The organism is Pseudomonas phoenicis, from assembly GCF_047302395.1.
Classification (GTDB): domain Bacteria; phylum Pseudomonadota; class Gammaproteobacteria; order Pseudomonadales; family Pseudomonadaceae; genus Aquipseudomonas.
The window spans coordinates 245,518-271,739 of record NZ_CP154852.1 but is presented as its reverse complement, the minus strand read 5'-3'; the positions used below and the strand labels follow the sequence as shown (position 1 = coordinate 271,739).

Genomic DNA, 26,222 nt, shown 5'->3' with positions numbered 1-26,222 from the left:
AGTAAATGTCTTTCAATATTGGACTGAGCGGGCTGTACGCGGCCAACAAGGCCCTCAACGTCACCGGTAACAACATCGCCAACTCCGCCACCACCGGCTTCAAGGCCTCGCGTGCCGAGTTCGCCGACCAGTACGCTTCTTCCGTACGTGGCACCAGCGGCCGTACCCAGGTCGGCAGCGGCGTGCGCACCGATGCGGTGTCGCAGCAGTTCACCACCGGCAACATCGTCGGTACCGGCAAGAGCCTGGACCTGGCCATCGACGGTGACGGCTTCTTCGCCATGAGCGACAACGGTTCGCGCATCTATACCCGTGCCGGCGCTTTCTACAGCGACAAGGAAGGCAAGGTGGTCAACGCCTCCGGCGCGACCCTGCAGGGCTACCCGGTCGATGCCAACGGCCAGATCGTGCGTGGTGCGCTGACCGACCTGAAGATCGACACCGGTAACCTCGCTCCGCGTGCCACGTCGAAAGTCAGCGAAACCCTGAACCTCAATTCCACGCAAGCCGCGCCCGCGCTCACGCCGTTCGACCCATCCGACGTCAAGACCTACAACTACACGTTCAACACCGACCTGTACGACAGCCAGGGCAACCTGCACCAGTTGAACCAGTACTTCGTGCGCGACACGGCCAACAATGCCTGGACCATGTACACCACGGTCAACGGCCGCAACCCGGCCGACCCGACCAACACCACGCCGCTGGTCAACACCCTGCCGTTCAAGTCCGACGGCTCGCTCGACACCGCTTCGATGACCGCAGGTGCGGTCGCGGGCGGCATGAGCATCGCCACCGACAAGACGTTCAAGATGGACAACTGGGTACCGGCCGCGAAGAACGCTGCCGGCGCCTGGGCCAGCAACGGTGCCGTCGCCAATGACGGCGGCGTCGGCCTGGACATGCTCGCCACCACCCAGTACAACGCGGCCTCGGCGACCACCGCCAAGGACCAGGATGGCTACTCCACTGGTGAGCTGACCGGCTTGACGGTGGATCAGAGCGGCAACCTGTTCGCCAACTTCACCAACGGTCGCGACAAGGTCATCGGCCAGGTCGCTGTCGCCACCTTCGCCAACATGCAGGGGCTGACCCCCGTCGGCGGCACGGCATGGCGCGAGTCGTACAATTCGGGCGTGGCGGTGGTCGGCGAGCCGGACACCGGCACCTTCGGCAAGATCGCCGGCGGCTCGCTGGAAGACTCCAACGTCGACTTGACCGGTGAACTGGTCAACCTGATCAAGGCGCAGAGCAACTACCAGGCCAACGCCAAGACGATCTCGACCGAAAGCACCGTCTTGCAGACGATTATCCAGATGACCTGATGGGTGGGTGAGGGGTGAGGCGCGCGGCCTGATGGGTGGGTGAGGCGCGTGGCCTGATTGCGGGGCCGCACGCGTCGTCCCGGCTCGTCCGGGCGACACGCTTTCCTGGTGGATCGCGGGGGCTGGATCAGGCCGGCGGTGCCGGCCATCGCGGCTGAAGCCGCTCCTACAGTAAGCCGCTCCCACAGACAGTAAGCCGCTCCCACAGTAAGCCGCTTCGGCAACGAAGTCGCCTCTGTAGTAAACCGCACCCGTGTGGGAGCGGCTTCAGCAAATCGCACCCGTGTGGGAGCGGCTTCAGCCGCGATCCAGGGCGCAGCCCTGGTAGCTGCCAATAACGCCTCCCTCAGACAGACACCAACCTGAGCTCCACACCATGTCCAAACGTCTGACGCTTACCGCGCTCCTCCTGCTCCTGGCCCACACCTGGGTACAGGCCGCCCCCGCGCCGTTCTCCCTCTGGCAAAGCAAACTCACCGGCCGCTACATGTGCAGCCAGCACAAACCCGGCGACGGTTGGATCTGGCACGCCGGCCCGTTCAACAATGCGGGTTGCCGCGCGCAGTAGCGTTGCGATCGTTGCATGGCAGGCGGCGGCGGAGCCCCAAGGTACAAAGCATCTGTCGGCACACTGTAAGCACCGAGCCATAGACACTGAGCCATGAACCTCATGCCTCCAGCGCCATGACCCGGCCCCCCCATACCTGACCCCCACCGCTCGGTGCCAGACAACCGCCCCTCCCGGCAATTCCCTTCCGGCAAACCTTTGCCGACAAACTGACGCCATCGCTCAGCCATCCCCGTCAAACCCCTGTAAACACGGCCCTTGGCAAACATGGTTCGATAATTGCTAAGGCTTGCACGAGGCGATAACGTTTCGCTACGCGCACAGAGGATTCCCCGTGGACAAGATGCTTTACGTGGCCATGACCGGTGCCAGCCAGAACGCCCTGGCGCAACAGGCCCACGCCAACAACCTGGCGAACATTTCCACCACCGGTTTCCAGCGCGATCTGGAGCAGGCGCGGTCGATGCCGGTGTTCGGCGACAGCTTTCCGTCGCGTGCCTACGCCATGACCGAGCGCCCGGCCACCGACTTCAGCGCCGGGGCCATGATCGAGACTGGCCGTGACCTGGACGTCAGCGTCTCCGGTCCCGGTTTCATGGCCGTTCAGGCGCCGGACGGCAGCGAAGCCTATGTGCGCACCGGCAGCCTCAACGTCGATGCCTTGGGCGTGCTGCGCGCCGGCAACGGTATGGCGGTGATGGGCAATGGCGGGCCGATCGCGGTGCCGCCCGAACAGAAGATCGAAGTCGGCGAGGACGGCACCATCAGCATCCGCGGCCTGGGCGAAGACCCGCGCGTGATGGCCGTGGTCGACCGCCTGAAGCTGGTCAACCCCGACACCAAAGGCATGGTCAAGGGCACCGACGGCCTGATCCACACCAGCAGCGGGCAGGCGGCCGAGGCCGACGTCAACGTCAAGGTGGTGTCGGGCTTTCTCGAGGCGAGCAACGTCAATGCCGTCGAAGAGATGACTTCGGTGCTGGCGCTGTCCCGACAGTTCGAGCTGCACATCAAGATGATGAACACGGCCAAAGAAGGCGATGAAGCCATGGCGCGTGTTTTGCAAATAGGCTGATAACACCTGAACGGGTGCCGAAAATCCGGCACACGAGGAGAACGAGATGCTTCCAGCACTGTGGGTCGCCAAGACCGGTCTGTCTGCCCAAGACACCAACCTGGCCGTGGTATCGAACAACCTGGCCAACGTGTCCACCACCGGCTTCAAGCGCGACCGCGCCGAATTCCAGGACTTGCTCTACCAGGTCAAACGCCAGCCCGGCGCGCAATCGACCCAGGACAGCGAGCTGCCCTCGGGCTTGCAGGTCGGTACCGGTGTGCGCGTGGTCGGTACGCAGAAGAGCTTCACCGCCGGCAGCCTGCAAACCACCGAGAACCCGCTGGACATGGCGGTCAACGGTCGCGGCTTCTTCCAGGTGTTGCAGCCCGACGGTACCGTGTCGTACACCCGTGACGGCACCTTCCACCTGAACTCCGACGGCCAGATCGTCACCGCCAGCGGCTTCGCCCTGGAGCCTGCGATCGTCGTGCCCAACGACGCGCAGACCTTCACCGTGGGTCAGGACGGCACCGTGTCGATCACCACCGCCGGCAACCCCGCAGCCCAGGTGATCGGCAACATCCAGACCGCCGACTTCATCAACCCGGCCGGCCTGCAGGCCATCGGCAGCAACCTGTATCTCGAAACCGCCGCCAGCGGCGCACCGCAGGTGGGTACGCCGGGCCTCAACGGTCTGGGCACCACCCAGCAGATGACCCTGGAAAACTCCAACGTCAGCACCGTGGAAGAGCTGGTCAACATGATCACCACCCAGCGCGCCTACGAGATGAACTCCAAGGTCATCTCCACCGCCGACCAGATGCTCTCGTTCGTCACCCAGCAGCTTTGATCACCGATCCGTTCCCGCGCCCGATCCACCGTGAGGTAAGCGTCATGAGTCGTCTGTTGTCCGTGTTCGCCCTGGGGGGCGTGGTCCTGCTGTCCGGGTGCGTGGCGCCTGCGGCCAAGCCCAACGATCCTTACTACGCGCCGGTGCTGCCGCGCACCCCGTTGCCGGCCGCAGCCAACAACGGCTCGATCTATCAGGCCGGGTTCGAGCAGAACCTCTACACCGACCGCAAAGCGTTTCGCGTGGGCGACATCATCACCATCACCCTCAACGAGCGCACCTCGGCCAGCAAGAACGCCGGTTCCCAGCTGACCAAGAACAGCAAGGCCAACCTCGGCCTGACCTCGCTGTTCGGCGGCTCGGGCACCACCAACAACCCGTTCGGCGGCGGTGACCTGTCGCTCAACGCCGGCTACAACGGCGACCGCACCACCAAGGGCGACAGCAAGGCCAACCAGGGCAACACCCTGACCGGTTCGGTGACGGTGACCGTGGCCGACGTGCTGCCCAACGGCATCATCTCGGTGCGCGGCGAGAAATGGCTGACGCTCAACACCGGTGACGAGCTGGTGCGCATCGCCGGGCTGATCCGCGCCGACGACATCGCCACCGACAACACCGTGCCGTCGACGCGGGTCGCCGATGCGCGCATCACCTATTCGGGCACCGGCTCCTTCGCCGACGCCAGCCAGCCGGGATGGCTGGACCGCTTCTTCCTCAGCCCGCTCTGGCCCTTCTGAGAACGATGACCATGCTCAACCCAAGGCAGCTGCTCGCCGCGACCCTTCTGCTGTGCTGTGCGTTCGCCGCGCAGGCCGAGCGCCTGAAGGACATCGCCAGCATTTCCGGCGTGCGCAGCAACCAGCTGATCGGCTACGGCCTGGTCGTGGGCTTGAACGGCACGGGTGACCAGACCACCCAGACCCCGTTCACCCTGCAGACCTTCAACAACATGCTGGCCCAGTTCGGCATCAAGGTGCCGCCGGGGTCGGGCAACGTGCAGTTGAAGAACGTCGCCGCGGTGTCGGTGCACGCCGACCTGCCGCCGTTCGCCAAGCCGGGGCAGGTGGTCGACATCACCGTGTCGTCCATCGGCAACTCCAAGAGCCTGCGCGGCGGCAGCCTGTTGATGACGCCGCTCAAAGGCATCGACGGCAACGTCTACGCCATCGCCCAGGGCAACCTGGTGGTGGGCGGTTTCGACGCCGAAGGCCGCGACGGCTCGCGCATCACCGTCAACGTGCCGTCGGCCGGACGCATTCCGGGCGGCGCTTCGGTCGAGCGCACCGTGCCGAGCGGTTTCAACCAGGGCAACAGCCTGACGTTGAACCTCAATCGGCCGGACTTCACCACCGCCAAGCACATCGTCGACAAGGTCAACGAGCTGCTCGGCCCGGGTGTGGCCCAGGCCCTGGACGGCGGCTCGGTGCAGGTCACCGCGCCCATGGACCCGAGCCAGCGCGTCGACTACCTGTCGATCCTGGAAAACCTGGAGATCGATCCGGGCCAGGCAGTGGCCAAGGTCATCATCAACTCGCGTACCGGCACCATCGTCATCGGCCAGAACGTCAAGGTCTCGCCGGCGGCGGTGACCCACGGCAGCCTGACCGTGACCATCACCGAAGACCCGGTGGTCAGCCAGCCGGGCGCCTTCTCCAACGGCCAGACCGCCGTCGTGCCGCGCTCGCGAGTGAGTGCCGAACAGGAAGCTAAGCCGATGTTCAAGTTCGGCCCAGGCACCACCCTGGATGAGATCGTGCGTGCGGTGAACCAGGTGGGCGCGGCCCCCGGCGACCTGATGGCGATCCTCGAAGCCCTGAAGCAGGCCGGCGCGTTGCAGGCCGACCTGATCGTGATCTGAGGCCCCGACCATGACGCCCAAGAGCCTGGTATCGACCACTCCCGACAGTGGCGCGTACACCGACCTCAACCGCCTCAGCTCGCTCAAGCATGGCGATCGCGACAGCGACGCCAACGTGCGCAAGGTGGCCAAGGAGTTCGAGTCGCTGTTCATCAGCGAAATGCTCAAGGCCTCGCGCAAGGCGAGCAACGTCATGGCCGACGACAACCCGATGAACACCGAGACGGTCAAGCAGTATCAGGACATGTACGACCAGCAGATGGCGGTGAGCATGGCGCGCGAAGGCGGCGGCATCGGTTTGCAGGACGTGCTGGTGCGCCAGTTGTCGCAGAAGAAGGCCAGCGCCGCTTCGGCCGCCAGCGCCGCCAGCGCCCATGCGCCGGCCCTGTGGGGCGCGCGGGTGGCGGCAATGGCGGCGGGCGAGGGCGGTGCCACCAGCTCGCGCAACGACGTCGCCATGCTCAATGCCCGGCGCCTGGCGCTGCCCGGCAAGCTGACCGACCGTCTGCTGGCCGGCATCGTGCCGTCGGCGAGTGGCGCTTCGGCCAGCGCTGCTGCAGCCGGTGGCACCTCCTCGAGCGATACGACGCTGGCCACCGCCAACCCCGCGCTGGTCAAGCTGGACCGGTCGAAAGTCCAGTCCGCCACTGCCATCGGCGCCACCGCGAGCGCCGCCACGCAGATCCTCGGCCGCGCCGTGGCCCAGCCGCCATTGGCGCCGCAAAAAGCCTTCTCGGGCAGCGACGAGTTCGTCAGCACCATGCTGCCGATGGCCGAAAAAGCCGCCAAGCGCATCGGCATCGACCCGCGCTATCTGGTGGCCCAGGCCGCGCTGGAAACCGGCTGGGGCAAGTCGGTGATGCGCAACCCCGATGGCAGCAGCAGCCACAACCTGTTCGGCATCAAGGCCACCGGCAAGTGGCAGGGCGGCGAGGCCAGCGCCATCACCAGCGAGTTCCGCGAGGGCAAATTCGTCAAGGAACGCGCGGCGTTCCGCTCGTACGACTCCTATGAAGACAGCTTCCACGACCTGGTCAGCCTGTTGCAGGACAACAGCCGCTATAAAGATGCCGTGGCCTCTGCCGATAAACCGGATCAGTTCGCCCGAGAGCTGCAAAAGGCCGGCTATGCCACCGATCCGGACTATGCCCGCAAGATCATCAGCATCGCCCGACAGCTGCAACCCACTTCCCAGTACGCCATGGCCGGCTCTGCAACGACTCTATAAGGATTGACGCATGACGAATCTGATCTCGATCGGCCTGAGTGGCCTGAGTGCCAGCCAGGCGGCGTTGTCGGTCACCTCGAACAACATCGCCAACGCTGCGACCTCGGGCTACTCGCGCCAGCAGACGATCCAGACCGCCAGCCCCTCGCAGAACATCGGCGTGGGCTTTCTCGGCACCGGCACCACCTTGTCGGAAGTGCGCCGCATCTACAGCGCGTACCTGGACAACCAGTTGCAGTCGGCGACCTCGCTGCAGGCCGACGCGACTGCGTTCCAGGACCAGATCACCGGCATGGACAAGCTGCTGGCCGACCGCGACACCGGCATCAGCTCGGTGCTCACTGCCTTCTTCTCGTCGCTGCAGACGGCGGCCGCCTCGCCCTCGGACGTGGCGTCGCGGCAACTGCTGCTGACCCAGGCGCAGACCCTGAGCAACCGCTTCAACGCCGTGGCCGGGCAGATGAACCAGCAGAACGCGCAGATCAACTCGCAGCTGCAAACGCTCGCCGGGCAGGTCAACAAGCTCACCACCAACATCGCCGATTACAACCGGCAGATCGTGCAGCTGTCGGCGGCGGGCACCTCGCCCAACAGCCTGCTCGACGCGCGCAGCGAAGCGGTACGCCAGCTCAACGAACTGGTCGGCGTCACGGTGCAGGAGCGTGACGGCAACTTCGACGTGTCGCTCGGCACCGGTCAGGCGCTGGTCACCGGCATCCACGCCAATCCCTTGTCGGTGGAGCCGGGTGTGGCGGACAAAAGCCAGGCGAGCCTGAAGATCGAGTACGCCAACTTCAGCTCCGACGTGACCTCGGTGGCCACCGGCGGGCAGATCGGCGGCCTGTTGCGCTACCGCAACGAAGTGCTGACCCCGGCCATGAACGACCTCGGCCGCGTCGCCCTGGTGGTGGCCGACAGCATCAACTCGCAGCTGGGCCAGGGCCTGGACATCAACGGCCAGTTCGGCGCCGATCTGTTCACCAGCATCAACAGCGCTACGGCCGTTGCCCAGCGTAGCCTGGCGTCGTCGGGCAACAGCGCGGGGTCGGGCAACCTCGACGTGACCATCCGCAACAGCGGTGCATTGAGCACGTACGACTACGAGGTCAAGTTCACCAGCGGTTCGCAGTACAGCGTGCGCCGTTCCGACGGCACCGAGATGGGCAGTTTCGACCTCAACGCCGACCCGGCGCCAGTGATCGACGGTTTCAGCCTGGCGCTCAAGGGCGGCGCATTGGCCGCCGGCGACAGCTTCAAGGTGATCCCCACGCGCACGGCCGCCGCCGATATAGGGACCGTGACCCAGGACGCCAACAAGCTGGCGTTCGCAGCGCCCGTCACCGCAGCGGCCAGTGGCGGCAACGGCGGCACCGGGACCATCACCCAGCCGACCCTGACCGAGCGCCTGGACATCTACGGCGGCAGCGACACGGCGGTGGCGCGCGACGCCATGCGCACCTCGATGCCGGTACGGGTGGTGTTCCAGGCGGCCAGCGGCGGCGCTCAGAGCTATACGGTGTTCGACGCCAAGGGCACGTCCATCGGCACCGGCAGCATCGTGCCCGGGCAGGACAACAAGCTCACCATCGCCGTGCCGATGCGCGACGCCAATGGCACGCCGATCCTCGATGGCAACGGCCAGCCGCGCAGCTTCAGCCTCGACACCAGCATCGGCGGCAGCCCCAACGTCAACGACAGTTTCACCCTGTCGTTCAACACCGACGGCAAGTCCGACAACCGCAATGCCAGCCAATTGCTGGCGTTGCAGACCAAGGCGACCGTGGCCACGGGCTCGGGCGGTGGCATCAGTTTCACTTCGGCCTATGCTTCTCTGGTGGAGCAGGTCGGCGCCAAGGCCAGCCAGGCCAAGATCGACGGCACCGCCACCGATGCCGTGCTCAAGTCGGCCAAGGAAAGCCGCAGCTCGGTGTCCGGGGTCAACCTCGACGACGAGGCGGCCAACCTGGTGAAGTTCCAGCATTACTACACGGCGTCGTCGCAGATCATCAAGGCGGCGCAGGAAACCTTCCAGACCTTGATCAACGCACTCTAAGGGAGAGCTGACCATGCGCATTTCCACCGCTCAGTTCTACGACGCCAGTGCCAGCAGCTATACGAAGAACTTTTCCGACCTGAACAAGACCCGCGAACAGGTCGACTCGGGCGTGCGTATCCAAAGCGCCGGCGACGATCCGGTGGGCGCCGCGCGTTTGCTGGTGCTGCAACAGCAGCAGGCGCTGCTGGGCCAGTACAACAGCAACATGTCCACCGTGAACAACGCGCTGTTGCAGGAAGAGAGCGTGCTGTCGACCATCACCGAGGCCCTGCAGCGCGCCAGCGACCTGGCGGTGCGCGCCGGTGGCGCGGGCCTGACCGATGCCGACCGTACCTCCATCAGCAGCGAACTCAAGGAAATCGAAGCCAACGTGTTCGGCCTGCTCAATTCGCGCGACGCCAACGGCAACTACATGTTCGGCGGTGCCAAGAGCACCACCCAGCCCTATGTGCGCAACGCCGACGGCACCTACAGCTTCCAGGGCGACCAGACCCAGTTGAGCTTGCAGGTGTCCGACACCTTGAGCCTGGCCACCAACGATTCGGGCTTCAGCGTCTTCGACCAGGCGACCAACAAGGAACGCACGCAGTCGACCCTGACCGCGCCGGCGACCAACGATGGCAAGGTCTCGCTGTCCCAGGGCCTGATGACCTCGACGCCGACCTACAACAGCCGCTTCGCTTCCGGCCAGCCATACTCGCTGAACTTCAAAAGCTCCACCGAGTTCACCATCACCGATGCCAGTGGCAAGGACATCACCGCCGAAACCACGACCAACGGCAAGTTCGACGCCGACACCGAGGGTGGCAACGTAGTCACGCTGCGTGGCGTGGAGTTCCGCATCGACGTGGCCCTGAGCGAAGGCGAGAATGCCGACACCGCCGTGGCGGGGCACGCTTTCCGTCTGGAGATCCGTCCCGACACCCTCACCGCCACCCGCGGTGCCGGCAACGCCTCGACGGCGCAGATCACCAGCAGCACCATCAGCAACGCGGCCGACTACCACAGCACCTTTCCCAGCGGCGGTGCGGCGATCAGGTTCACCAGCGACAGCGAATACGCGCTGTACGCGCAGCCGATGACCGACGGCGCCCAGCCGATCGCCAAAGGCACCGTGACCGGCGGTGCCTTCACCGTGGCGGGCGTGACCTACCAGCTCAGCGACACGCCCAAGGCCGGCGACCAGTTCACCGTGAGCGCCAACACCCACCAGACGCAGAACCCGCTGCAAACCCTGGCCAAGCTGCGTGCAGTGCTCGACGCGCCCATCGACGACAAGAACGCCAACGTCGACCTGCGCAACGCCGTGGCCTCGGCCGTGGCCAACCTGGCCAGCGGCCGCGAGCGCATCGACATCACCCGTGGCTCGATCGGCGCGCGCGGCAATTCGCTGGAGATCCAGCGCCAGGAAAACACCAGCCTGGGCCTGGCCAACACCACCACGCAGAGCGCCATCGGCAATACCGACATGTCCCAGGCGGTCATCACCCTGACCCTGCAGCAGGCCATGCTGGAGGCCTCGCAGCTGGCCTTCTCGCGGGTCTCGCAGTTGAGTTTGTTCAACAAGCTCTGAGTTGGCGTTTTCATCGTTTCGGTACAAGGCAGAGCAGTCACACGCCATCGGGCCCGCTGTGCGGGCCATCGCGGCTAGTCGGAACGCCGAACCGGCCGCTCCCACAGCAGCTGAGCTGCGTCTCGAATTGTGGACCCCACTCCACTGCGAAGCGCAGCTCAATCCCTGTAGGAGCGACTTTAGTCGCGATGGGCCGCAAAGCGGCCCCAATCCAGGCCCCCTTGGTCATTTCAGGCAAAGCATCTACACGCCCTCAGGCCCGCTGTGCGGGCCATCGCGGCTAAAGCCGCTCCTACAGAGATGCGCTGTGCGGGCCGTTGTGGCTTGGGCCGTTCATACATTCGGCGCTGTGCATGTGACCAATGAGTCAAAACCTGCATCTTCCCTGTATCCTATTGGTGGTTGTCGCATTCTGTTGCCTTTTATCTCTCGGCATACAGGCAACGAGTGCGTGCGCGTCGTGTCCTCACACGCCTGACCCCTCCTCATGGCGCCCTCATCCGATGAGCGGCGGACTTTGGCTGTTTTGATTGGGAAGCCAGAATGATTGGCATTAAAAGCATCGCCAGCTACGTGCCGGCCCAGGGCGTGGACAACTACGCCCAAGGTGCGCGTTTCGAAAAGAACGAAGATTTCATCCTCGGCAAGATCGGCTCGGCCTTCCTGCCGCGCAAAGAGGCCACGCAGGAAACCTCGGACCTCGCCGTCGAAGCGGCCCGTGCCCTGTTCGTCAACAACCCCAGCCTCGACCCGCAGTCGATCGATGCGCTCATCGTGGTCACCCAGAACGGTGACGAAGAGGGCCTGCCGCATACTTCGGCCATCGTCCAGGACAAGCTGGGCCTGAGCACTTCGGTGGCTGCCTTCGACGTGTCGCTCGGCTGTTCGGGCTACGTCTACGGCCTGTATGCGATCAAAGGCTTCATGGAAGCGGCCGGGCTGAAGAACGGCTTGCTGATCACCGCAGACCCCTATTCGAAGATCGTCGACCCCGAAGACCGCAACACCACCATGCTGTTCGGCGACGCCGCCACCGCCACCTGGATGGGCGAGGGCGCCGACTGGCAACTCGGCCAGGCGCGCTTCGGCACCGACGGCGCCGGTGCGGCGCACTTGAAGGTCAGCGACGGCACCTTCTTCATGAACGGCCGCCAGGTATTCAACTTCGCCTTGCTCAAGGTGCCCGCGCACCTGCGCGAGCTGCTCGAGGCGAGCGACCTGCAGTCGTCCGACATCGACGCTTTCTGCATCCACCAGGGCAGCGCCGCCATCGTCGATGCCGTAGCGCGGCGTTTCGAGGAGGAGTTGGAGCACAAGCATCCGGAGAAATTCGTCAAGGACATGCTGGAAACCGGCAACACGGTGTCTTCGAGCATTCCGCTGCTGCTGGAAAAGCACATGTTGGGCGGCACCTGGCGCCGCGTGGCGATCAGCGGCTTCGGCGTCGGCCTGTCGTGGGGCTCGGCGATCCTTCAGCGAAGCTGATCGACGCATCATGCAAAAGCGCCGGCAGGCTTCGCTCCGGCGCTTTTTTCTGCCTGATCATTGCTGCTGCCGATACTGAATCCCTGGCCCGGGGATCTACCTGGGAAGCTGATTGATGGGTCATGAAAAGCGCGGGTAGACGTTGCTCCGGCGCTTTTCTGCCTGCTCATTGCCGCTGCCGACACTCGATGCTTGGCCCGAGGATCTTCCAGCGAGGCTGATTGACGGGTCCTGGAAAAGCGCCAGCAGGCTTTGCCATGGCGCTTTTTTCATGCCCGTTCATCGCCGCTGCCGGGCGATAAATCCTTGATTTGCAAAAAGATTGCCGTGTAATGGCAATTTTTTTTGCAAATCGCCCTCAAGCCAGGGCCACTCCCGACGATAACCATTACGAAGGTTCTCTAGGCCACACCCGGCGGTTGCCAAGGCCGGAAGCCGCAGTAACTCATCCAACGAGGATTTCGTCATGGCTTTAACCGTTAACACCAACATTGCTTCGATCACCACTCAGAGCAACCTGACCAAGGCCAGCAACGCCCAGACGACTTCGATGCAGCGTCTGTCGTCCGGCCTGCGGATCAACAGCGCCAAGGATGATGCGGCCGGCCTGCAAATCTCCAACCGTCTGACCAGCCAGATCAACGGCTTGGGCCAGGCAGTGAAGAACGCCAACGACGGTATCTCCATCGCTCAGACCGCTGAAGGCGCGATGCAGGCTTCGACCGACATCCTGCAGAAGATGCGTACCCTGGCACTGTCCTCGTCCACCGGCTCGCTCAGCGCCGACGACCGTAAGTCGAACAACGACGAATACCAGGCTCTGACCGCGGAACTGAACCGTATTTCCGACACCACCACCTTCGGTGGCCAGAAGCTGCTCGACGGCTCGTATGGCACCAAGGCCATCCAGGTCGGCGCCAACGCCAACGAAACCATCAACCTGTCCTTGGACAACGTGTCGGCCAAGAGCATCGGCTCGCAGCAGGTCAAGAGCGTCGGTATCACCCCAACCGCTGCCGGCGTAGCCGGCGGTGCGGTAACCGTGACCGGTAACGGTCAGAGCGCTGACGTGACCATTGACGCTGGCGCCTCGGCCAAGCAGATCGCCAAGACTCTGAGTGGCGCTGTTGGCGGCCTGACCGCGACCGCCAGCACCGAAGTGAAGTTCTCGGTGGACTCCGCTGCCATCGCCGCCGCTACGCCGGATTCTGCCAACTTCGAGCTGGAAGTCGGTGGTCAGACCGTCAAGTTCGTCGGCGTCAAGGACACCGCCGGTCTGGCCGACCAGCTGAAATCCAACGCTGCCAAACTGGGCATCAGCGTCAACTACGACGAAACCAAGGGCACGCTGTCGGTCAAGTCCGATACCGGTGAAAACCTCAAGTTCAGCGCTGCCGACGCCGGCGCCGTTGCAGGTATCCAGGTCGCTGCCAAAGACGGTTCGGGTGACTACGGCACAGCTGCTGCGCTGGATGCCACTGCCTTGACCGTCACCGGTGCGGTCAATCTGGATTCGGCCAAAGGCTACTCGCTGAGCGGCGCTGGTGTCACGGGTGTGTTCTCGGCTGCGGGTACTTCCGCGACTTCGACCAAGACCAGCATTTCGCAAACCGACGTCACCGATGCCACCAACGCTCAGAATGCCCTGGCGGTGATCGACAAGGCCATCGGCTCGATCGACAGCGTACGTTCCGGTCTGGGTGCTACTCAGAACCGCTTGAGCACCACTGTAGACAACCTGCAGAACATCCAGAAGAACTCCACCGCTGCCCGTTCGACCGTGCAGGACGTGGACTTCGCGGCCGAAACCGCCGAGCTGACCAAGCAGCAGACCCTGCAACAGGCTTCCACCGCGATCCTGTCCCAGGCCAACCAGCTGCCGTCCTCGGTACTGAAACTGCTTCAGTAATCGCGCTGGCAGGCTAGCAACGAAAGGGCGCGTTCTACGTGCCCTTTTGCCGTTCTGACGTGAGGAGTTTCACCCATGGACATGAGTGTGAAAGTGAACCAGGTCTACACGCCGCCGCTAGCGCCGGTGGTCGCCGTCGCGCCCGCCGATGCCGCCAGCCTGGCCACGGCGCCGGATGCGGTGACGCCGCCTGCTGCTACAAGCCAGCCGGCGAGCCGTGAAGATCTGGAGAAAGCGCTCGGGGAAATCCGCGACTTCGCGCGTGACAACCACCGTAATTTGGATTTTTCCATCGACGAGGACAGCGGGCGGGTGGTGGTGAAAGTCATCGCCACCGATTCGGGCCTGGTGATTCGTCAGATACCTTCCGAGGCTGCGCTGAAACTGGCGCAAACCCTCAACGACGCCAACAGTCTGCTGTTCAAGGATGAAGTGTAGGTTGGCATGAAACTTGTTGCTGCAACCGTTTGCCGAGCGTGATCGTCAAGCCGTTGGCAGCCACTGAGATACAGGGAGACAACGATGGCAGGTTCAACCGTCAGCGGGATCGGTTCCAACATCGACACTCAAGCGATCGTGACGTCGCTGGTGAATGCGCAGAAGGCGCCCAAGCAAGCCCAGATCAACACTCAGACGCTGAAGGCGACCACGACGTTGTCGTCCATCGGCAAAATCCAAGCGGCGCTCGATGCCTTCCGCGGGGCCCTGGACACCATGTCCACCACCAACGCCTTCAGTGGTCTGACCGTGAAGTCGGGCGACGAAAAGGTCGCCACCATCAAGGCGGGCGCCGGCGCGGCCAATGGCACTTTCTCGTTGAAGGTGGAAAGCCTGGCCCAGGCCTCGAAGATTTCCACACCGGTGTATGCCAAGGGCGCCAGCTCGGTGGTCAACACGACCGGCACCGCCACGACGTTGACCATCAGTCAGTCCGGCAAGAACTACGACCTGAGTGTGCCGGCCGGCGCCACCTTGCAGCAGGTACGCGACAGCATCAACAGTCAGTTCGGTACTCAAGGCCTGAGCGCCAACGTGCTCACCGATGCCAGTGGTTCGCGGCTGGTGTTGACCTCGACCAAGATGGGCGAGGGGTCGGACATCACCCTGGGCGGCAACTCAGGCATCGACACCGGCTACACCGTGATCGACAAGCCTGCCAACGCCAAGTACATGCTCGACGGCATCAGCATGACGTCCAAGAGCAACGAGATCTCCGATGCCGTCAGCGGCTTGAGCATCACCTTGACGGGTGTGTCGTCGAAAAATGCGGACAGTGGCGAGCTTTCGCCGACCATTCTTTCGCTGACCACCAGCACCAGTACGCTGAAGTCCGGTGTGCAGGGTTTCGTCGATACCTACAACGCCCTGATGACGGCCATTAATGCCGAAACCAAGGTCACTACAGGCACCGACGGCACACCGACCGCCGGCGCGTTGACCGGTGACGCCACGATGCGCGGCCTGGTCTCGTCGATTCGCAACGAGATAAGCCAGCTGTCGGGTAATGGCACGTTCAAGTCCCTGGCCCAGTTCGGCGTCACCACGTCCCAGGACGGTGGCCTGCTGAGCCTCGACGACAAGAAGTGGAGCGCTGCGGCGGCCACCAACATCGCCGACCTCTCGAGCATCTTCACCGGCAAGGACGGCTTGCTGGCGCGCATGCAGAACGCCACGGAAAGCTACGCCAAGGCCAGCACCGGCACCTTCGCCGAGCGCACCAAGACGCTGACCGACAACCTCAACAAACTCAAGACCGAGCAGACCACCCTCGACGATCGCATGACCGCACTGCAGAAGAGCCTGCAGGACAAATACAACGCCATGGACACCCTGGTGGCGCAGTTGCGCGCGCAGAGCGACAGCGTGATGACCACGCTCAACGCCCTGAACAAAGCCAACAGCGACAGCTGATCGGCGCTTAAGTTATCCACGGCTCGGCCGACATAACTGTCATCGAGCCGTTATCTTTTTTCTGTCACGAGGTTGCACGATGAACCCCATGAGAGCCCTTCGCCAATACCAGAAGGTCAATTCCCATGCACAGATCTCCGAGGCCACGCCCCATCGGTTGGTGCAGATGCTGATGGAAGGCGGGCTGGATCGCATGGCCCAGGCCAAGGGCGCGATGGCGCGTGGCGACGTGGCGGAAAAAGGCCTGATGATCGGCAAGGCGATCGACATCATCATTGGCTTGCGCGATGGCCTGGATGCCGAAAAGAGCGAGAATCCGGAAAGCATCGAACAGCTCGCCAGCCTCTACGTATACATGACCAATCGCCTGATGCAGGCGAACATCGCCAACGATGCCGGCATGATCGACGAAGTCGCCCGGCTGCTGATTACCGTCAAGAGCGGCTGGGATCAGATCCCGCCCGTGCCACAAGCCGGCTAAGCCCGCGAGGAGCGTGTCGTGAACACTGCCATCCAACGATTCGACGAAACCCGTGACGCTTTGCTCGATGCCCTGGACGAGCGCGATTGGGATGCCATTGGCAGGCTCGACGAGGCCTGTCGGGTCTGCATCGACGACATGCTGACGGCAAGCGTGGTGGACGAGGTCCAGGTCAAGGCCAAGTTGGAAGATCTGCTGGTGGTCTATCGCAATCTGCTGGAAGCCACAATGGGCGAACGCCAAGCCATCGCCGAGCAAATGTCGCAGATCAACCAGGCAAAATCAGCGGCAAAGGTTTACCATCTGTTCAGCTGAGGTAAATAGATAACGCCTGTCCGGCGCCATAAATTTGACTGGTTATACGTTTTTTACTTTACTAGTGGCTGTTTTCGAATTTCAGACGTCTCAATGCTGACTGTACGTCAGGGCGACGTCGAATTCGCCTCCCCGGCACCGATATGACTAGGGAAGTTGCTATTGCATGTGGCGTGAAACCAAGATTCTGCTGATCGATGACGACAGCGACCGCCGCCGCGACATGGCGGTGGTCCTGAATTTCCTGGGCGAAGACAACCTGCCTTGCTCGAGCCAGAACTGGCAGCAGGCGGTGGAGTCTTTGCAGTCGAGCCGCGAAGTGTTGTGCGTGCTCATGGGTACCGTGGCGTCGCCCGGCACGGTCCTTGGGCAGCTTAGGACCGTGGCAGGGTGGGATGAGTTCCTTCCCGTCCTGCTTCTTGGTGAAATTTCTTCCGCCGAGTTCCCTGACGACCTGCGCCGCCGGGTGTTGTCGAACTTGCAGATGCCTCCCAGCTACAGCCAACTGCTCGACTCCCTGCACCGTGCCCAGGTCTATCGCGAGATGTACGACCAGGCGCGCGAGCGCGGTCGCCAGCGCGAGCCCAATCTGTTCCGCAGCCTGGTCGGCACTAGCCGCGCGATCCAGCATGTGCGGCAGATGATGCAGCAGGTGGCCGACACCGATGCCAGTGTGCTGATTCTCGGCGAGTCGGGAACGGGCAAGGAAGTGGTGGCGCGCAACCTGCATTACCATTCCAAGCGCCGCGACGCGCCGTTCGTACCGGTCAACTGTGGGGCCATCCCGGCCGAGCTGTTGGAAAGCGAGCTGTTCGGCCATGAGAAGGGCGCCTTCACTGGAGCCATCACCACGCGCGCCGGGCGTTTCGAGCTTGCCAACGGTGGCACGTTGTTCCTCGACGAGATCGGCGACATGCCATTGCCGATGCAGGTCAAGTTGCTCCGCGTGTTGCAGGAGCGCACCTTCGAGCGGGTCGGCAGCAACAAGACCCAAAGCGTCGACGTGCGCATCATCGCAGCCACGCACAAGAACCTCGAAACCATGATCGATGCGGGTTCGTTCCGCGAAGACCTGTACTACCGGCTCAACGTCTTCCCCATCGAGATGGCGCCGCTGCGCGAGCGCGTCGAAGACATCCCCTTGTTGATGAACGAGCTGATCTCGCGCATGGAGCACGAGAAGCGCGGCTCGATCCGCTTCAACTCGGCCGCGATCATGTCACTGTGCCGGCATGGCTGGCCGGGCAACGTGCGTGAGCTGGCCAACCTGGTGGAGCGCATGGCGATCATGCATCCCTATGGTGTGATCGGCGTCGCCGAACTGCCGAAGAAATTCCGCTATGTCGAAGACGAAGACGAGCAATTGGTCGACAGCCTGCGCAGCGATCTGGAGGAGCGGGTGGCGATCAACGGACACACGCCGAATTTCGCCAACCAAGCCATGCTGCCGCCCGAGGGTCTGGACCTCAAGGACTACCTCGGTGGCCTGGAACAGGGCCTGATCCAGCAGGCGCTGGACGACGCCAACGGCATCGTGGCGCGCGCGGCGGAACGGCTACGCATCCGCCGCACCACCTTGGTGGAGAAGATGCGTAAATACGGCATGAGTCGCCGCGACGGCGAAGAGGCCGCCGAAGATTGAATCCCAAGGTGGGCATTGCGGATCGGGCCGCAATACTCACCTTAACGAGTTGCTTGGTGTGTTCCGAAGGGCAAGGCCAGCGCTCCATGGGTACGACTCACGCCGCACGGCAGTTGACCAACTATCGCCTGCCCATGTCCCACACCGGCACGCCCCTTGCTACAACCTCGCCAACAGGCCGTTTTTATGACGGTCAGCCACGCGAGAATGTCCGATGCCTCAGGTTGCCTCCCTCTCCCGAGCCCCCGATCCGCAACGCCGTAATCCTGTCGAGCAGCAGAGCCGCGAAAGCCTGGAGCAGGCGTTCGCGCTGTTCGGCCAGGTATCCAGCCAGCTGCATGAGTCATACGGCATGCTCGAGGCACGGGTCAGCGAGCTCAAAGGCGAGTTGGCGGTGGTCAGTGCCCAGCGCATGGCTGAACTGGACGAGAAAGAGCGCTTGGCCAGCCGCCTGCAAAACCTGCTCGATGCGTTGCCCGGCGGTGTGGTGGCGCTCGACGGTCGCGGCGTGGTGGTCGAAGCCAACCCGGCCGCAGTCGAACTGCTGGGGCAGCCCCTGTTGGGTGAGCTGTGGCGCGAGCTGATCGTGCAGCGTTTCGCGCCGCGCCACGACGATGGCCATGAAGTCTCGCTGCGCGATGGCCGCCGAGTGGCGATCGCCACCCGTTCGTTGGGTGCCGAGCCCGGTCAGTTGCTGCTGCTCACCGACCTGAGCGAAACCCGACGCCTGCAAGATCAATTGGCGCGTCACGAGCGCTTGTCCAGCCTGGGGCGCATGGTCGCCTCACTGGCCCATCAGATCCGCACGCCGCTGTCGGCCGCCATGCTCTATGCCGGCCATCTCGCCGACCCGGCGCACACCCTGCCTGACGACACCCGGCAACGCTTTGCCGGTCAGCTCAAGGAGCGCCTGCACGAGCTCGAACATCAAGTGCGCGACATGCTGGTGTTCGCCCGCGGCGAGCTGCCGCTGACCGATCGCCTGACCCCCAAGTCGCTGTTCCAGGCGTTGCAGCAGGCCGCCCACAGCCATGTCGAAGGCCATGCCGTACGCTGGCAGTGCGACACCCGTCTGGGCGAAGTGCTGTGCAACCGCGACACCCTGGTCGGCGCTTTGCTCAACCTGATCAACAACGCCTTGCAAGCGAGCCACGGTCCGGCGCGTCTGAAGGTGCACCTGATGCGCCGTGGGCAGCAGGTGGCGCTGTGCATCAGCGACGCCGGCGGCGGCATCGATGCCGCTTTGCTGGCGCGTCTGGGCGAACCTTTCCTCACCACCAAGACCAACGGCACCGGCCTGGGCCTGGCCGTGGTCAATGCCGTGGTGCGCGCTCATCAGGGCCAGGTGCGGATCCGTTCGCGCGTGGGTCGTGGTACCTGCGTGACGGTCACGCTGCCGCTGTTGGGTATGCCGGGAGGGGAGGGCATGGCATGACGCACAAGGTGCTGCTGGTCGAGGACGACCGCAACCTGCGCCAAGCCTTGGCCGACACCCTGGAATTGGGCGGCTTCGCCTGGCGCGCCGTGGGTTCGGCGGAGCTCGCCTTGCAGGCCGTGGGCGAAGAGGCCTTCAGCCTGGTGGTGAGCGACGTCAACATGCCCGGGATGGACGGCCATCAGTTGCTGGGCGAGCTGCGTCGACGCCAGCCGCAACTGCCGGTGTTGTTGATGACTGCCCACGCTGCGGTGGAAAGCGCCGTGCAGGCCATGCGCCAGGGCGCGGTGGACTATCTGGTCAAGCCCTTCGAGCCGCGCGCCTTGCTCAGCCTGGTCGAGCGTCACGCAGCGCATCGCCTGCTGGCCGACGATGGCCCGGTGGCCTGCGAGTCCAGCAGCCGGCAGTTGCTGGCATTGGCGGCGCGGGTTGCGCGCAGCGATTCGACGGTGATGATCTGCGGCGAATCGGGCACTGGCAAAGAAGTGCTGGCGCGTTACATCCATCAGCAGTCGACCCGCGCCGAAGGACCGTTCGTGGCCATCAACTGCGCGGCGATCCCCGACAACATGCTCGAAGCCACCTTGTTCGGCCACGAGAAGGGCGCCTTCACCGGGGCCATCGCCGCCCAGCCCGGCAAATTCGAACAGGCCGACGGCGGCACCCTGCTGCTCGACGAAATCTCCGAAATGCCTCTGACCTTGCAGGCCAAACTGCTGCGGGTATTGCAGGAGCGCGAGGTGGAGCGGGTCGGCGGGCGCAAGCCGATCCCGCTCGACATCCGCGTGCTGGCCACCAGCAACCGCGACCTGGCCGCACAGGTGGCGGCGGGCGCGTTCCGCGAAGACCTCTACTATCGCTTGTCGGTCTTCCCTCTGGCCTGGCAACCCTTGCGCGAGCGACGCGACGACATTCTGCCGCTGGCCGAACGTTTGCTCGCCCGGCATGCCGGCAAACTGCGCCTCGGTGCGGTTCGCCTGTCGCCCCAAGCCCGTGACTGCCTGCGCGAGCATGATTGGCCCGGCAATGTGCGCGAGCTGGACAATGCCGTGCAGCGTGCGTTGATCCTGCAGCAGGGTGGGGTGATCGAAGCGGCGGATTTCTGTCTGACGGGGCTTGCGACGGGTAACGCGCCACGACCGGCTGCACCCGTGGGCGTCGAGCGGCAGGCGGCCGAGCCGGCGGTGCTGGGCGACGATCTGCGCCGTCATGAGTTCCAGATGATCCTCGACGCCCTGCGCAGCGAACGCGGGCGACGTAAGGAGGCCGCCGAGCGGCTCGGCATCAGCCCGCGCACGTTGCGCTACAAGCTGGCGCAGATGCGCGATGCAGGGATGGACGTCGAACTCGGCGGGTAATCGAGGCGGCTGGGTGACCGTGATGAGTGTTTCGCAGGGGCTGTGGCGTGTTTGCGTGTGGGCCGGCGTTGCCGGCCATCGCGGCTCAAGCCGCTTGTGTCTTCAAAGCAGCTAAATTCGAAGGTGAGAGGAGTGAGCGGCAGCTGTACCGCCGGGGTGCCCTGGAGCACGTGTAGGAGCCAAGCTGTCGCCCACTCTTCTCACTCTGGCCTTAAGCTCGAACAGTTGACTGAGTCCGACCTCGAACAACAAGCGGGAGCTAAGCCAGAGTGATCTCTCACTTCTGAGCCTAGAGAATTTATTCATGTCTGCCTATGCCGGAATCGATGTTTCTAAAGCGACGTTGCAGATTGCCCTGCATCCCCAAGCCGATGATCTCTCTGTAGCCAACACGCCTGAAGGGCTGGCGAGTGCCATGGATTACTTCAAAGCGCACGACGTCCATCGCGTGCTTGTGGAAGCCACAGGCGGTTATGAGAAGTTGGCGGTGAGGTTGCTGGCGGGTGCTGGCTTCAAAGTTCAGCGCGTCAATCCTGTACGTGCCCGCTCGTATGCGCTTTCAATGAACAAGCGCGCCAAGACTGACAAAATCGATGCTCGTATCCTGGCACGGTTCGCTGCCAACCTTGACGAAGAGCCCTGCTGCCAGCCCGACGCAGACCGCGAGGAGTTGACCCAGCTGGTCAATCAGCGCGAAAGCCTGGTCCAGCAACGCGACGACAATCGACGCCGGATCAAACAGGCCGACTCGGCGTTCGTGCAGCAGACCTACAAGACGCTTGAGGTGCAGCTGCAGATGCTGATCAAGTCCTGCAATAAACAGATCGCTCAGCAGACGCAAAAGATAAATGCTCAACTGCTGGAGCAATTGAAAGTGATCAAAGGGATAGGTCCCGTCACGATTGCCAGCCTGTTCTGTTACTTGCCCGAATTAGGCGATCTGAACCGCAAACAGGTAGGTGCCTTGGTCGGAGTTGCGCCTTACAACAACGACAGTGGCACCAAGAGTGGTAAGCGCAGCATTTACGGCGGCAGGGCGAAATTACGACGGGCAGCGTACATGAGCGTACTGGTGATGGTGCGCCATAACCCGGACTTCAAAGCGCGCTATGAACGACTGTGTAACCGTGGCAAAGCAAAGAAGGTAGCGTTGGTGGCGTGCATGAGAGTCTTGTTGGTGAGGCTCAACGCAATGGTCAGGGATGGTACGCCGTGGCGAGATCAGCCTGTGTGACGGCGCCTGTTCAGGGCGTTTTCAAGATGAAAACGCCTGGAACATGACCGCTGATCGGTGGCAGGTGAAAGACAGTTGGCTCCTACAGGTGTATCAGCGGACCTTATCGTCAAGTGCAGAATCGGATTCGTCTACCCTGTAAAAGCCTATTCGTACCCCCTGTAGCAGCGGCTTCAGCGTTCTTGTAGCCCGGCCTCGGCCCCCTGTAGGAGCGGCTTGAGCCGCGATGGCCGGCACCGCCGGCCCAATGGCCACTACGCCATCCGCCGGGCGGCGGCCCATCATTTGGATCAGCGCTGCTACATGGCCCGTTATCGCTGATCAGAAGGACGAACCCCTGCTTCCACGTGCTTCTTGAGACCAGCCCATCCCCACGAAAAAGCCAGCCTTGCCACAACTCCACGCCCACGCACAGCAACCAGCTCCGGTTCTTTACCAGCCCATCCCACACCCTGGCATTCTTGTTGCTAGTCCTCCTGTACCCGCCGCATGAGTGTCAAAAAAATGCGGCCGCCGCAGAGAGAAGTCCATGACCCAAGGTGTTCAATTCAACCGTCTGATGCTCGACATGCGCGCCATGCAGGCCGACGCCATGTCGCAGCCCAAAGCCGTGGCCGCGCCGGAGCTGGGGCAGAACTCGTTCGCCGACATGCTTGGCCAGGCGATCGGCAAGGTCAATGAAACCCAGCAGTCATCCAATGCCCTGGCCAATGCCTTCGAAATCGGCAAGGGCAATGTCGACCTGACCGACGTCATGGTGGCCTCGCAAAAGGCCTCGGTGTCGTTCCAGGCACTCACGCAGGTACGCAACAAGTTGGTCCAGGCGTACCAGGACATCATGCAGATGCCAGTTTGAGGGCTGACTAAGTGGCCGATGCCGTCGACACTCCACCCGCCACCACCGGTGCCAAGCCTGCGTCCAAGCTGGCGCTGCCGGGGCTGGGTTTCCTGGAAAACATCTCGCGCATGCCCGCGCTGCGCCAGGTCGGCCTGTTGGTCGGGTTGGCCGCCAGCGTGGCGGTGGGCTTCGCCGTGGTGCTCTGGTCGCAGCAGCCGGACTACCGTCCGCTGTACGGCAGCCTGGCCGGGATGGACACCAAGCAGGTCATCGAAACCCTCGGTGCCTCCGACATCGAGTACCGCGTCGAGCCCAACTCCGGCGCCTTGCTGGTCAAGGCCGACGACCTGTCCCGCGCGCGCCTGAAGCTCGCCGCCGCAGGCGTCACCGCCAACGACGGCAACGTCGGTTTCGAACTGCTCGACAAAGACCAGGGCCTGGGTACCAGCCAGTTCATGGAAGCCACCCGCTATCGCCGTGGCCTGGAAGGCGAGCTGGCGCGCACCGTATCGAGCCTGAACAACGTCAAGGCTGCCCGCGTGCATCTGGCGATCCCGAAAAGCTCGGTGTTCGTGCGCGACGAACGCAAACCCAGCGCGTCGGTGCTGGTCGAAATGTATCCAGGCCGCACCCTGGAAAGCGGTCAGGTCATGGCCATCGTCAATCTGGTGGCGACCAGCGTGCCGGAGCTGGACAAATCCCAGGTCACCGTGGTCGACCAGAAAGGCAACCTGCTCTCCGAGCAGTTGCAGGACACCGCCCTGACCATGGCCGGCAAGCAGTACGACTACAGCCGGCGCATGGAAAGCCTGCTCACCCAGCGCGTGCAGAACATCCTGCAACCGGTGCTGGGCAACGACCGCTACAAGGCCGAGGTCTCGGCCGACGTGGACTTCAGCGCGGTCGAATCGACCTCCGAGCAATTCAATCCCGAGCAACCGGCGCTGCGCAGCGAGCAGTCGGTCGAGGAGCAGCGTTCCAGCAGCCAAGGCCCGCAAGGCGTGCCGGGTGCGTTGAGCAACCAACCGCCAGGCGCCGCCACTGCGCCGCAGAACGCCGTGGCCGGTGCGGCCGGGGCCGGGGCGATCCAGCCCGGCCAACCGCTGCTCGACGCCAACGGCCAGCAGATCATGGACCCGGCCACCGGCCAGCCGATGCTCGCGCCGTACCCCAGCGACAAGCGTCAACAGAGCACCAAGAACTTCGAGCTGGACCGTTCGATCAGCCACACCCGCCAGCAGCAGGGCCGTCTGACCCGTCTGTCGGTCGCCGTGGTGGTGGACGACCAGGTCAAGGTCGACGCGGCCAGCGGCGAAGCCACGCGCACGCCCTGGACCAGCGAAGACCTGGCGCGTTTCACCCGCCTGGTGCAGGACGCGGTAGGCTTCGACGCCAGCCGCGGCGACAGCGTCAGTGTGGTCAACGTGCCGTTCTCCGCCGACCGCGGCGAAGTGCTGGTCGATATTCCGTTCTACTCGCAGCCCTGGTTCTGGGACATCGTCAAACAGGCACTGGGCGTGCTGTTCATCCTGGTGCTGGTGTTCGGCGTGCTGCGTCCGGTGCTGAACAACATCACCCGTGGCGGCAAGGACGCCGCTGTGGCAGGCGACACGGAGCTGGGCGGGATGATCGGGATGGATGGCGAGCTCGCCAACGACCGCGTCACCCTCGGTGGCCCGCAAAGCATCCTGCTGCCCAGCCCCACCGAGGGCTACGAGGCGCAGCTCAACGCAATCAAGGGCCTGGTGGCCGAAGACCCGGGCCGTGTAGCCCAGGTCGTCAAGGACTGGATCAACGCCGATGAGTGATAACCGCGCCGTGAACGCCAAACTCAGCCGTGTCGACAAGGCTGCCATCCTCCTGCTGTCGCTGGGCGAGACCGACGCCGCCCAGGTGCTGCGCCACATGGGCCCCAAGGAAGTGCAACGGGTGGGCGTGGCCATGGCGCAGATGGGCAACATCCACCGCGAGCAGGTCGAGCAGGTGATGAGCGAGTTCGTCGAAACGGTTGGCGACCAGACCAGCCTGGGCGTGGGCTCGGACGGCTACATCCGCAAGATGCTCAACCAGGCCCTGGGCGAGGATAAAGCCAACGGCCTGATCGACCGCATCCTGCTCGGCGGCAACACCAGCGGTCTGGACAGCCTCAAGTGGATGGAGCCGCGCGCCGTGGCCGACGTGATCCGCTACGAGCACCCGCAGATCCAGGCCATCGTGGTCGCCTACCTCGATCCCGACCAGGCCGGTGAAGTGCTGAGCAACTTCGACCACAAGGTACGCCTGGACATCATCCTGCGCGTGTCGTCGCTCAACACCGTGCAACCGGCGGCGCTCAAGGAATTGAACCAGATCCTGGAGAAGCAGTTCTCCGGCAACTCCAACGCAGCGCGCACCACCCTGGGCGGCATCAAGCGTGCGGCCGACATCATGAACTTCCTCGACAGCTCCGTGGAAGGCCAGTTGATGGACTCGATCCGCGAGGTCGACGGCGACTTGTCCGAGCAGATCGAAGACCTGATGTTCGTCTTCAACAACCTGGCCGACGTCGACGACCGGGGTATCCAGTCGCTGTTGCGCGAAGTCTCGTCCGACGTGTTGGTGGTGGCGCTCAAGGGCGCCGACGACCGGGTCAAGGACAAGGTCTTCAAGAACATGTCCAAACGTGCGTCGGAGCTGCTGCGCGACGACCTCGAGGCCAAAGGCCCGGTGCGCGTCAGCGACGTCGAAGGCGCGCAGAAGGAGATCCTCACCGTGGCCCGACGCATGGCCGATGCCGGCGAGATCGTGCTTGGCGGCAAGGGTGGCGAGGAGATGATTTGAGCCGCGGGTGGGCGGTGAGCGGAGCGTTTTGGGATCGGTCCGAGTATGCTTGAGGCGGTTGGGTCGTTGGGCGATTGGGCCGGCTGCGCAGGCCATCGCGGCTAAAGCCGCTCCTACAGATATCGGTCTTCTGAAGGTCCGTGCCTCTGTTTGTAGGCGTGTGTAGGAGCGGCTTGAGCCGCGATGGCCGGCGCAGCCGGCCTAATCCCTGCGATACCGTTCCTTAAAAGTGGATTGGCCCCCAGACGGCCTCGCGCAAATGAACCGCAGCATCGG

At 63.7% G+C, this 26,222-nt stretch carries 23 protein-coding genes; 22 read left to right on the top strand and 1 reads right to left on the bottom strand.

The window, feature by feature from the left end; genetic code table 11:
- The first annotated feature begins 5 nt into the window (after positions 1–5).
- The 10 genes from flgE to AA0Z93_RS01320 all read left to right on the top strand — a co-directional run bounded on the left by flgE (position 6) and on the right by AA0Z93_RS01320 (position 12,003).
- Complete coding sequence (gene flgE, locus AA0Z93_RS01365) at positions 6–1,325, top strand: flagellar hook protein FlgE (RefSeq protein ID WP_413046728.1); 1,320 nt, start codon at positions 6–8, stop codon at positions 1,323–1,325.
- A 376-nt stretch (positions 1,326–1,701) separates the two neighbouring features.
- Positions 1,702–1,893: a hypothetical protein gene (locus tag AA0Z93_RS01360; RefSeq protein WP_413046729.1), complete on the top strand. Its 192-nt coding sequence runs from the start codon at positions 1,702–1,704 to the stop codon at positions 1,891–1,893.
- Between the two features lie 334 nt (positions 1,894–2,227).
- The gene (locus tag AA0Z93_RS01355; RefSeq protein WP_413046730.1) at positions 2,228–2,968 is read left to right on the top strand and encodes a flagellar basal body rod protein FlgF; all 741 of its coding nucleotides are present in this window, start codon (positions 2,228–2,230) and stop codon (positions 2,966–2,968) included.
- A 46-nt stretch (positions 2,969–3,014) separates the two neighbouring features.
- The gene (flgG, locus tag AA0Z93_RS01350) at positions 3,015–3,800 is read left to right on the top strand and encodes a flagellar basal-body rod protein FlgG (RefSeq protein ID WP_413046731.1); all 786 of its coding nucleotides are present in this window, start codon (positions 3,015–3,017) and stop codon (positions 3,798–3,800) included.
- A gap of 44 nt (positions 3,801–3,844) precedes the next feature.
- Positions 3,845–4,540 carry a flagellar basal body L-ring protein FlgH gene (gene flgH, locus AA0Z93_RS01345; RefSeq protein ID WP_296264338.1) on the top strand — a complete coding sequence of 232 codons (696 nt, stop codon included), beginning with the start codon at positions 3,845–3,847 and terminating at the stop codon, positions 4,538–4,540.
- Positions 4,541–4,551: 11 nt separating this feature from the next.
- Positions 4,552–5,661 carry a flagellar basal body P-ring protein FlgI gene (locus AA0Z93_RS01340; RefSeq protein WP_413046732.1) on the top strand — a complete coding sequence of 370 codons (1,110 nt, stop codon included), beginning with the start codon at positions 4,552–4,554 and terminating at the stop codon, positions 5,659–5,661.
- Positions 5,662–5,671: 10 nt separating this feature from the next.
- The gene (flgJ, locus tag AA0Z93_RS01335) at positions 5,672–6,889 is read left to right on the top strand and encodes a flagellar assembly peptidoglycan hydrolase FlgJ (protein ID WP_413046733.1); all 1,218 of its coding nucleotides are present in this window, start codon (positions 5,672–5,674) and stop codon (positions 6,887–6,889) included.
- Between the two features lie 10 nt (positions 6,890–6,899).
- On the top strand, positions 6,900–8,942 hold the full coding sequence (flgK, locus tag AA0Z93_RS01330; RefSeq protein ID WP_413046734.1) for a flagellar hook-associated protein FlgK: 2,043 nt from the start codon (positions 6,900–6,902) through the stop codon (positions 8,940–8,942).
- A 13-nt stretch (positions 8,943–8,955) separates the two neighbouring features.
- Positions 8,956–10,518: a flagellar hook-associated protein 3 gene (locus tag AA0Z93_RS01325; protein ID WP_413046735.1), complete on the top strand. Its 1,563-nt coding sequence runs from the start codon at positions 8,956–8,958 to the stop codon at positions 10,516–10,518.
- A gap of 543 nt (positions 10,519–11,061) precedes the next feature.
- Entirely contained in the window at positions 11,062–12,003 is a 942-nt protein-coding gene (locus AA0Z93_RS01320) for a ketoacyl-ACP synthase III (RefSeq protein WP_413046736.1), read from the top strand.
- A 279-nt stretch (positions 12,004–12,282) separates the two neighbouring features.
- On the opposite strand, the gene AA0Z93_RS01315 is transcribed toward AA0Z93_RS01320, so the two are convergent.
- A complete protein-coding gene (locus tag AA0Z93_RS01315; RefSeq protein ID WP_413046737.1) occupies positions 12,283–12,471 on the bottom strand; it encodes a hypothetical protein in 189 nt (62 codons plus the stop codon).
- Between AA0Z93_RS01315 and AA0Z93_RS01310 the strand changes: the two genes are divergently transcribed.
- The 12 genes from AA0Z93_RS01310 (at position 12,470) to fliG (ending at position 25,946) form a co-directional block, all read left to right on the top strand.
- Positions 12,470–13,912, top strand: coding sequence for a flagellin (locus tag AA0Z93_RS01310; RefSeq protein ID WP_413046738.1), 1,443 nt, complete (start codon positions 12,470–12,472; stop codon positions 13,910–13,912). The two genes, AA0Z93_RS01315 and AA0Z93_RS01310, sit on opposite strands and share 2 nt — an antisense overlap.
- A gap of 75 nt (positions 13,913–13,987) precedes the next feature.
- Positions 13,988–14,350: a flagellar protein FlaG gene (locus AA0Z93_RS01305; protein ID WP_413046739.1), complete on the top strand. Its 363-nt coding sequence runs from the start codon at positions 13,988–13,990 to the stop codon at positions 14,348–14,350.
- Between the two features lie 84 nt (positions 14,351–14,434).
- Complete coding sequence (gene fliD, locus AA0Z93_RS01300) at positions 14,435–15,823, top strand: flagellar filament capping protein FliD (RefSeq protein ID WP_413046740.1); 1,389 nt, start codon at positions 14,435–14,437, stop codon at positions 15,821–15,823.
- A 79-nt stretch (positions 15,824–15,902) separates the two neighbouring features.
- Entirely contained in the window at positions 15,903–16,304 is a 402-nt protein-coding gene (gene fliS / locus AA0Z93_RS01295) for a flagellar export chaperone FliS (protein ID WP_413046741.1), read from the top strand.
- A gap of 18 nt (positions 16,305–16,322) precedes the next feature.
- Entirely contained in the window at positions 16,323–16,619 is a 297-nt protein-coding gene (locus AA0Z93_RS01290) for a flagellar protein FliT (RefSeq protein WP_413046742.1), read from the top strand.
- A 166-nt stretch (positions 16,620–16,785) separates the two neighbouring features.
- On the top strand, positions 16,786–18,261 hold the full coding sequence (locus tag AA0Z93_RS01285) for a sigma-54 dependent transcriptional regulator (RefSeq protein WP_413046743.1): 1,476 nt from the start codon (positions 16,786–16,788) through the stop codon (positions 18,259–18,261).
- A 214-nt stretch (positions 18,262–18,475) separates the two neighbouring features.
- Complete coding sequence (locus tag AA0Z93_RS01280; RefSeq protein ID WP_413046744.1) at positions 18,476–19,696, top strand: sensor histidine kinase; 1,221 nt, start codon at positions 18,476–18,478, stop codon at positions 19,694–19,696.
- The gene (locus AA0Z93_RS01275; RefSeq protein ID WP_413046745.1) at positions 19,693–21,054 is read left to right on the top strand and encodes a sigma-54-dependent transcriptional regulator; all 1,362 of its coding nucleotides are present in this window, start codon (positions 19,693–19,695) and stop codon (positions 21,052–21,054) included. Before AA0Z93_RS01280 ends, AA0Z93_RS01275 begins: the two co-directional genes overlap by 4 nt.
- Before the next feature lie 304 nt (positions 21,055–21,358).
- A complete protein-coding gene (locus AA0Z93_RS01270) occupies positions 21,359–22,288 on the top strand; it encodes an IS110 family transposase (protein WP_413045967.1) in 930 nt (309 codons plus the stop codon).
- A gap of 529 nt (positions 22,289–22,817) precedes the next feature.
- Positions 22,818–23,144 carry a flagellar hook-basal body complex protein FliE gene (fliE, locus tag AA0Z93_RS01265; protein ID WP_296264311.1) on the top strand — a complete coding sequence of 109 codons (327 nt, stop codon included), beginning with the start codon at positions 22,818–22,820 and terminating at the stop codon, positions 23,142–23,144.
- Between the two features lie 11 nt (positions 23,145–23,155).
- Complete coding sequence (fliF, locus tag AA0Z93_RS01260) at positions 23,156–24,934, top strand: flagellar basal-body MS-ring/collar protein FliF (RefSeq protein ID WP_413046746.1); 1,779 nt, start codon at positions 23,156–23,158, stop codon at positions 24,932–24,934.
- The gene (gene fliG / locus AA0Z93_RS01255; RefSeq protein WP_313741195.1) at positions 24,927–25,946 is read left to right on the top strand and encodes a flagellar motor switch protein FliG; all 1,020 of its coding nucleotides are present in this window, start codon (positions 24,927–24,929) and stop codon (positions 25,944–25,946) included. The genes fliF and fliG overlap by 8 nt, the downstream gene beginning before the upstream one ends.
- Positions 25,947–26,222 lie beyond the last annotated feature (276 nt).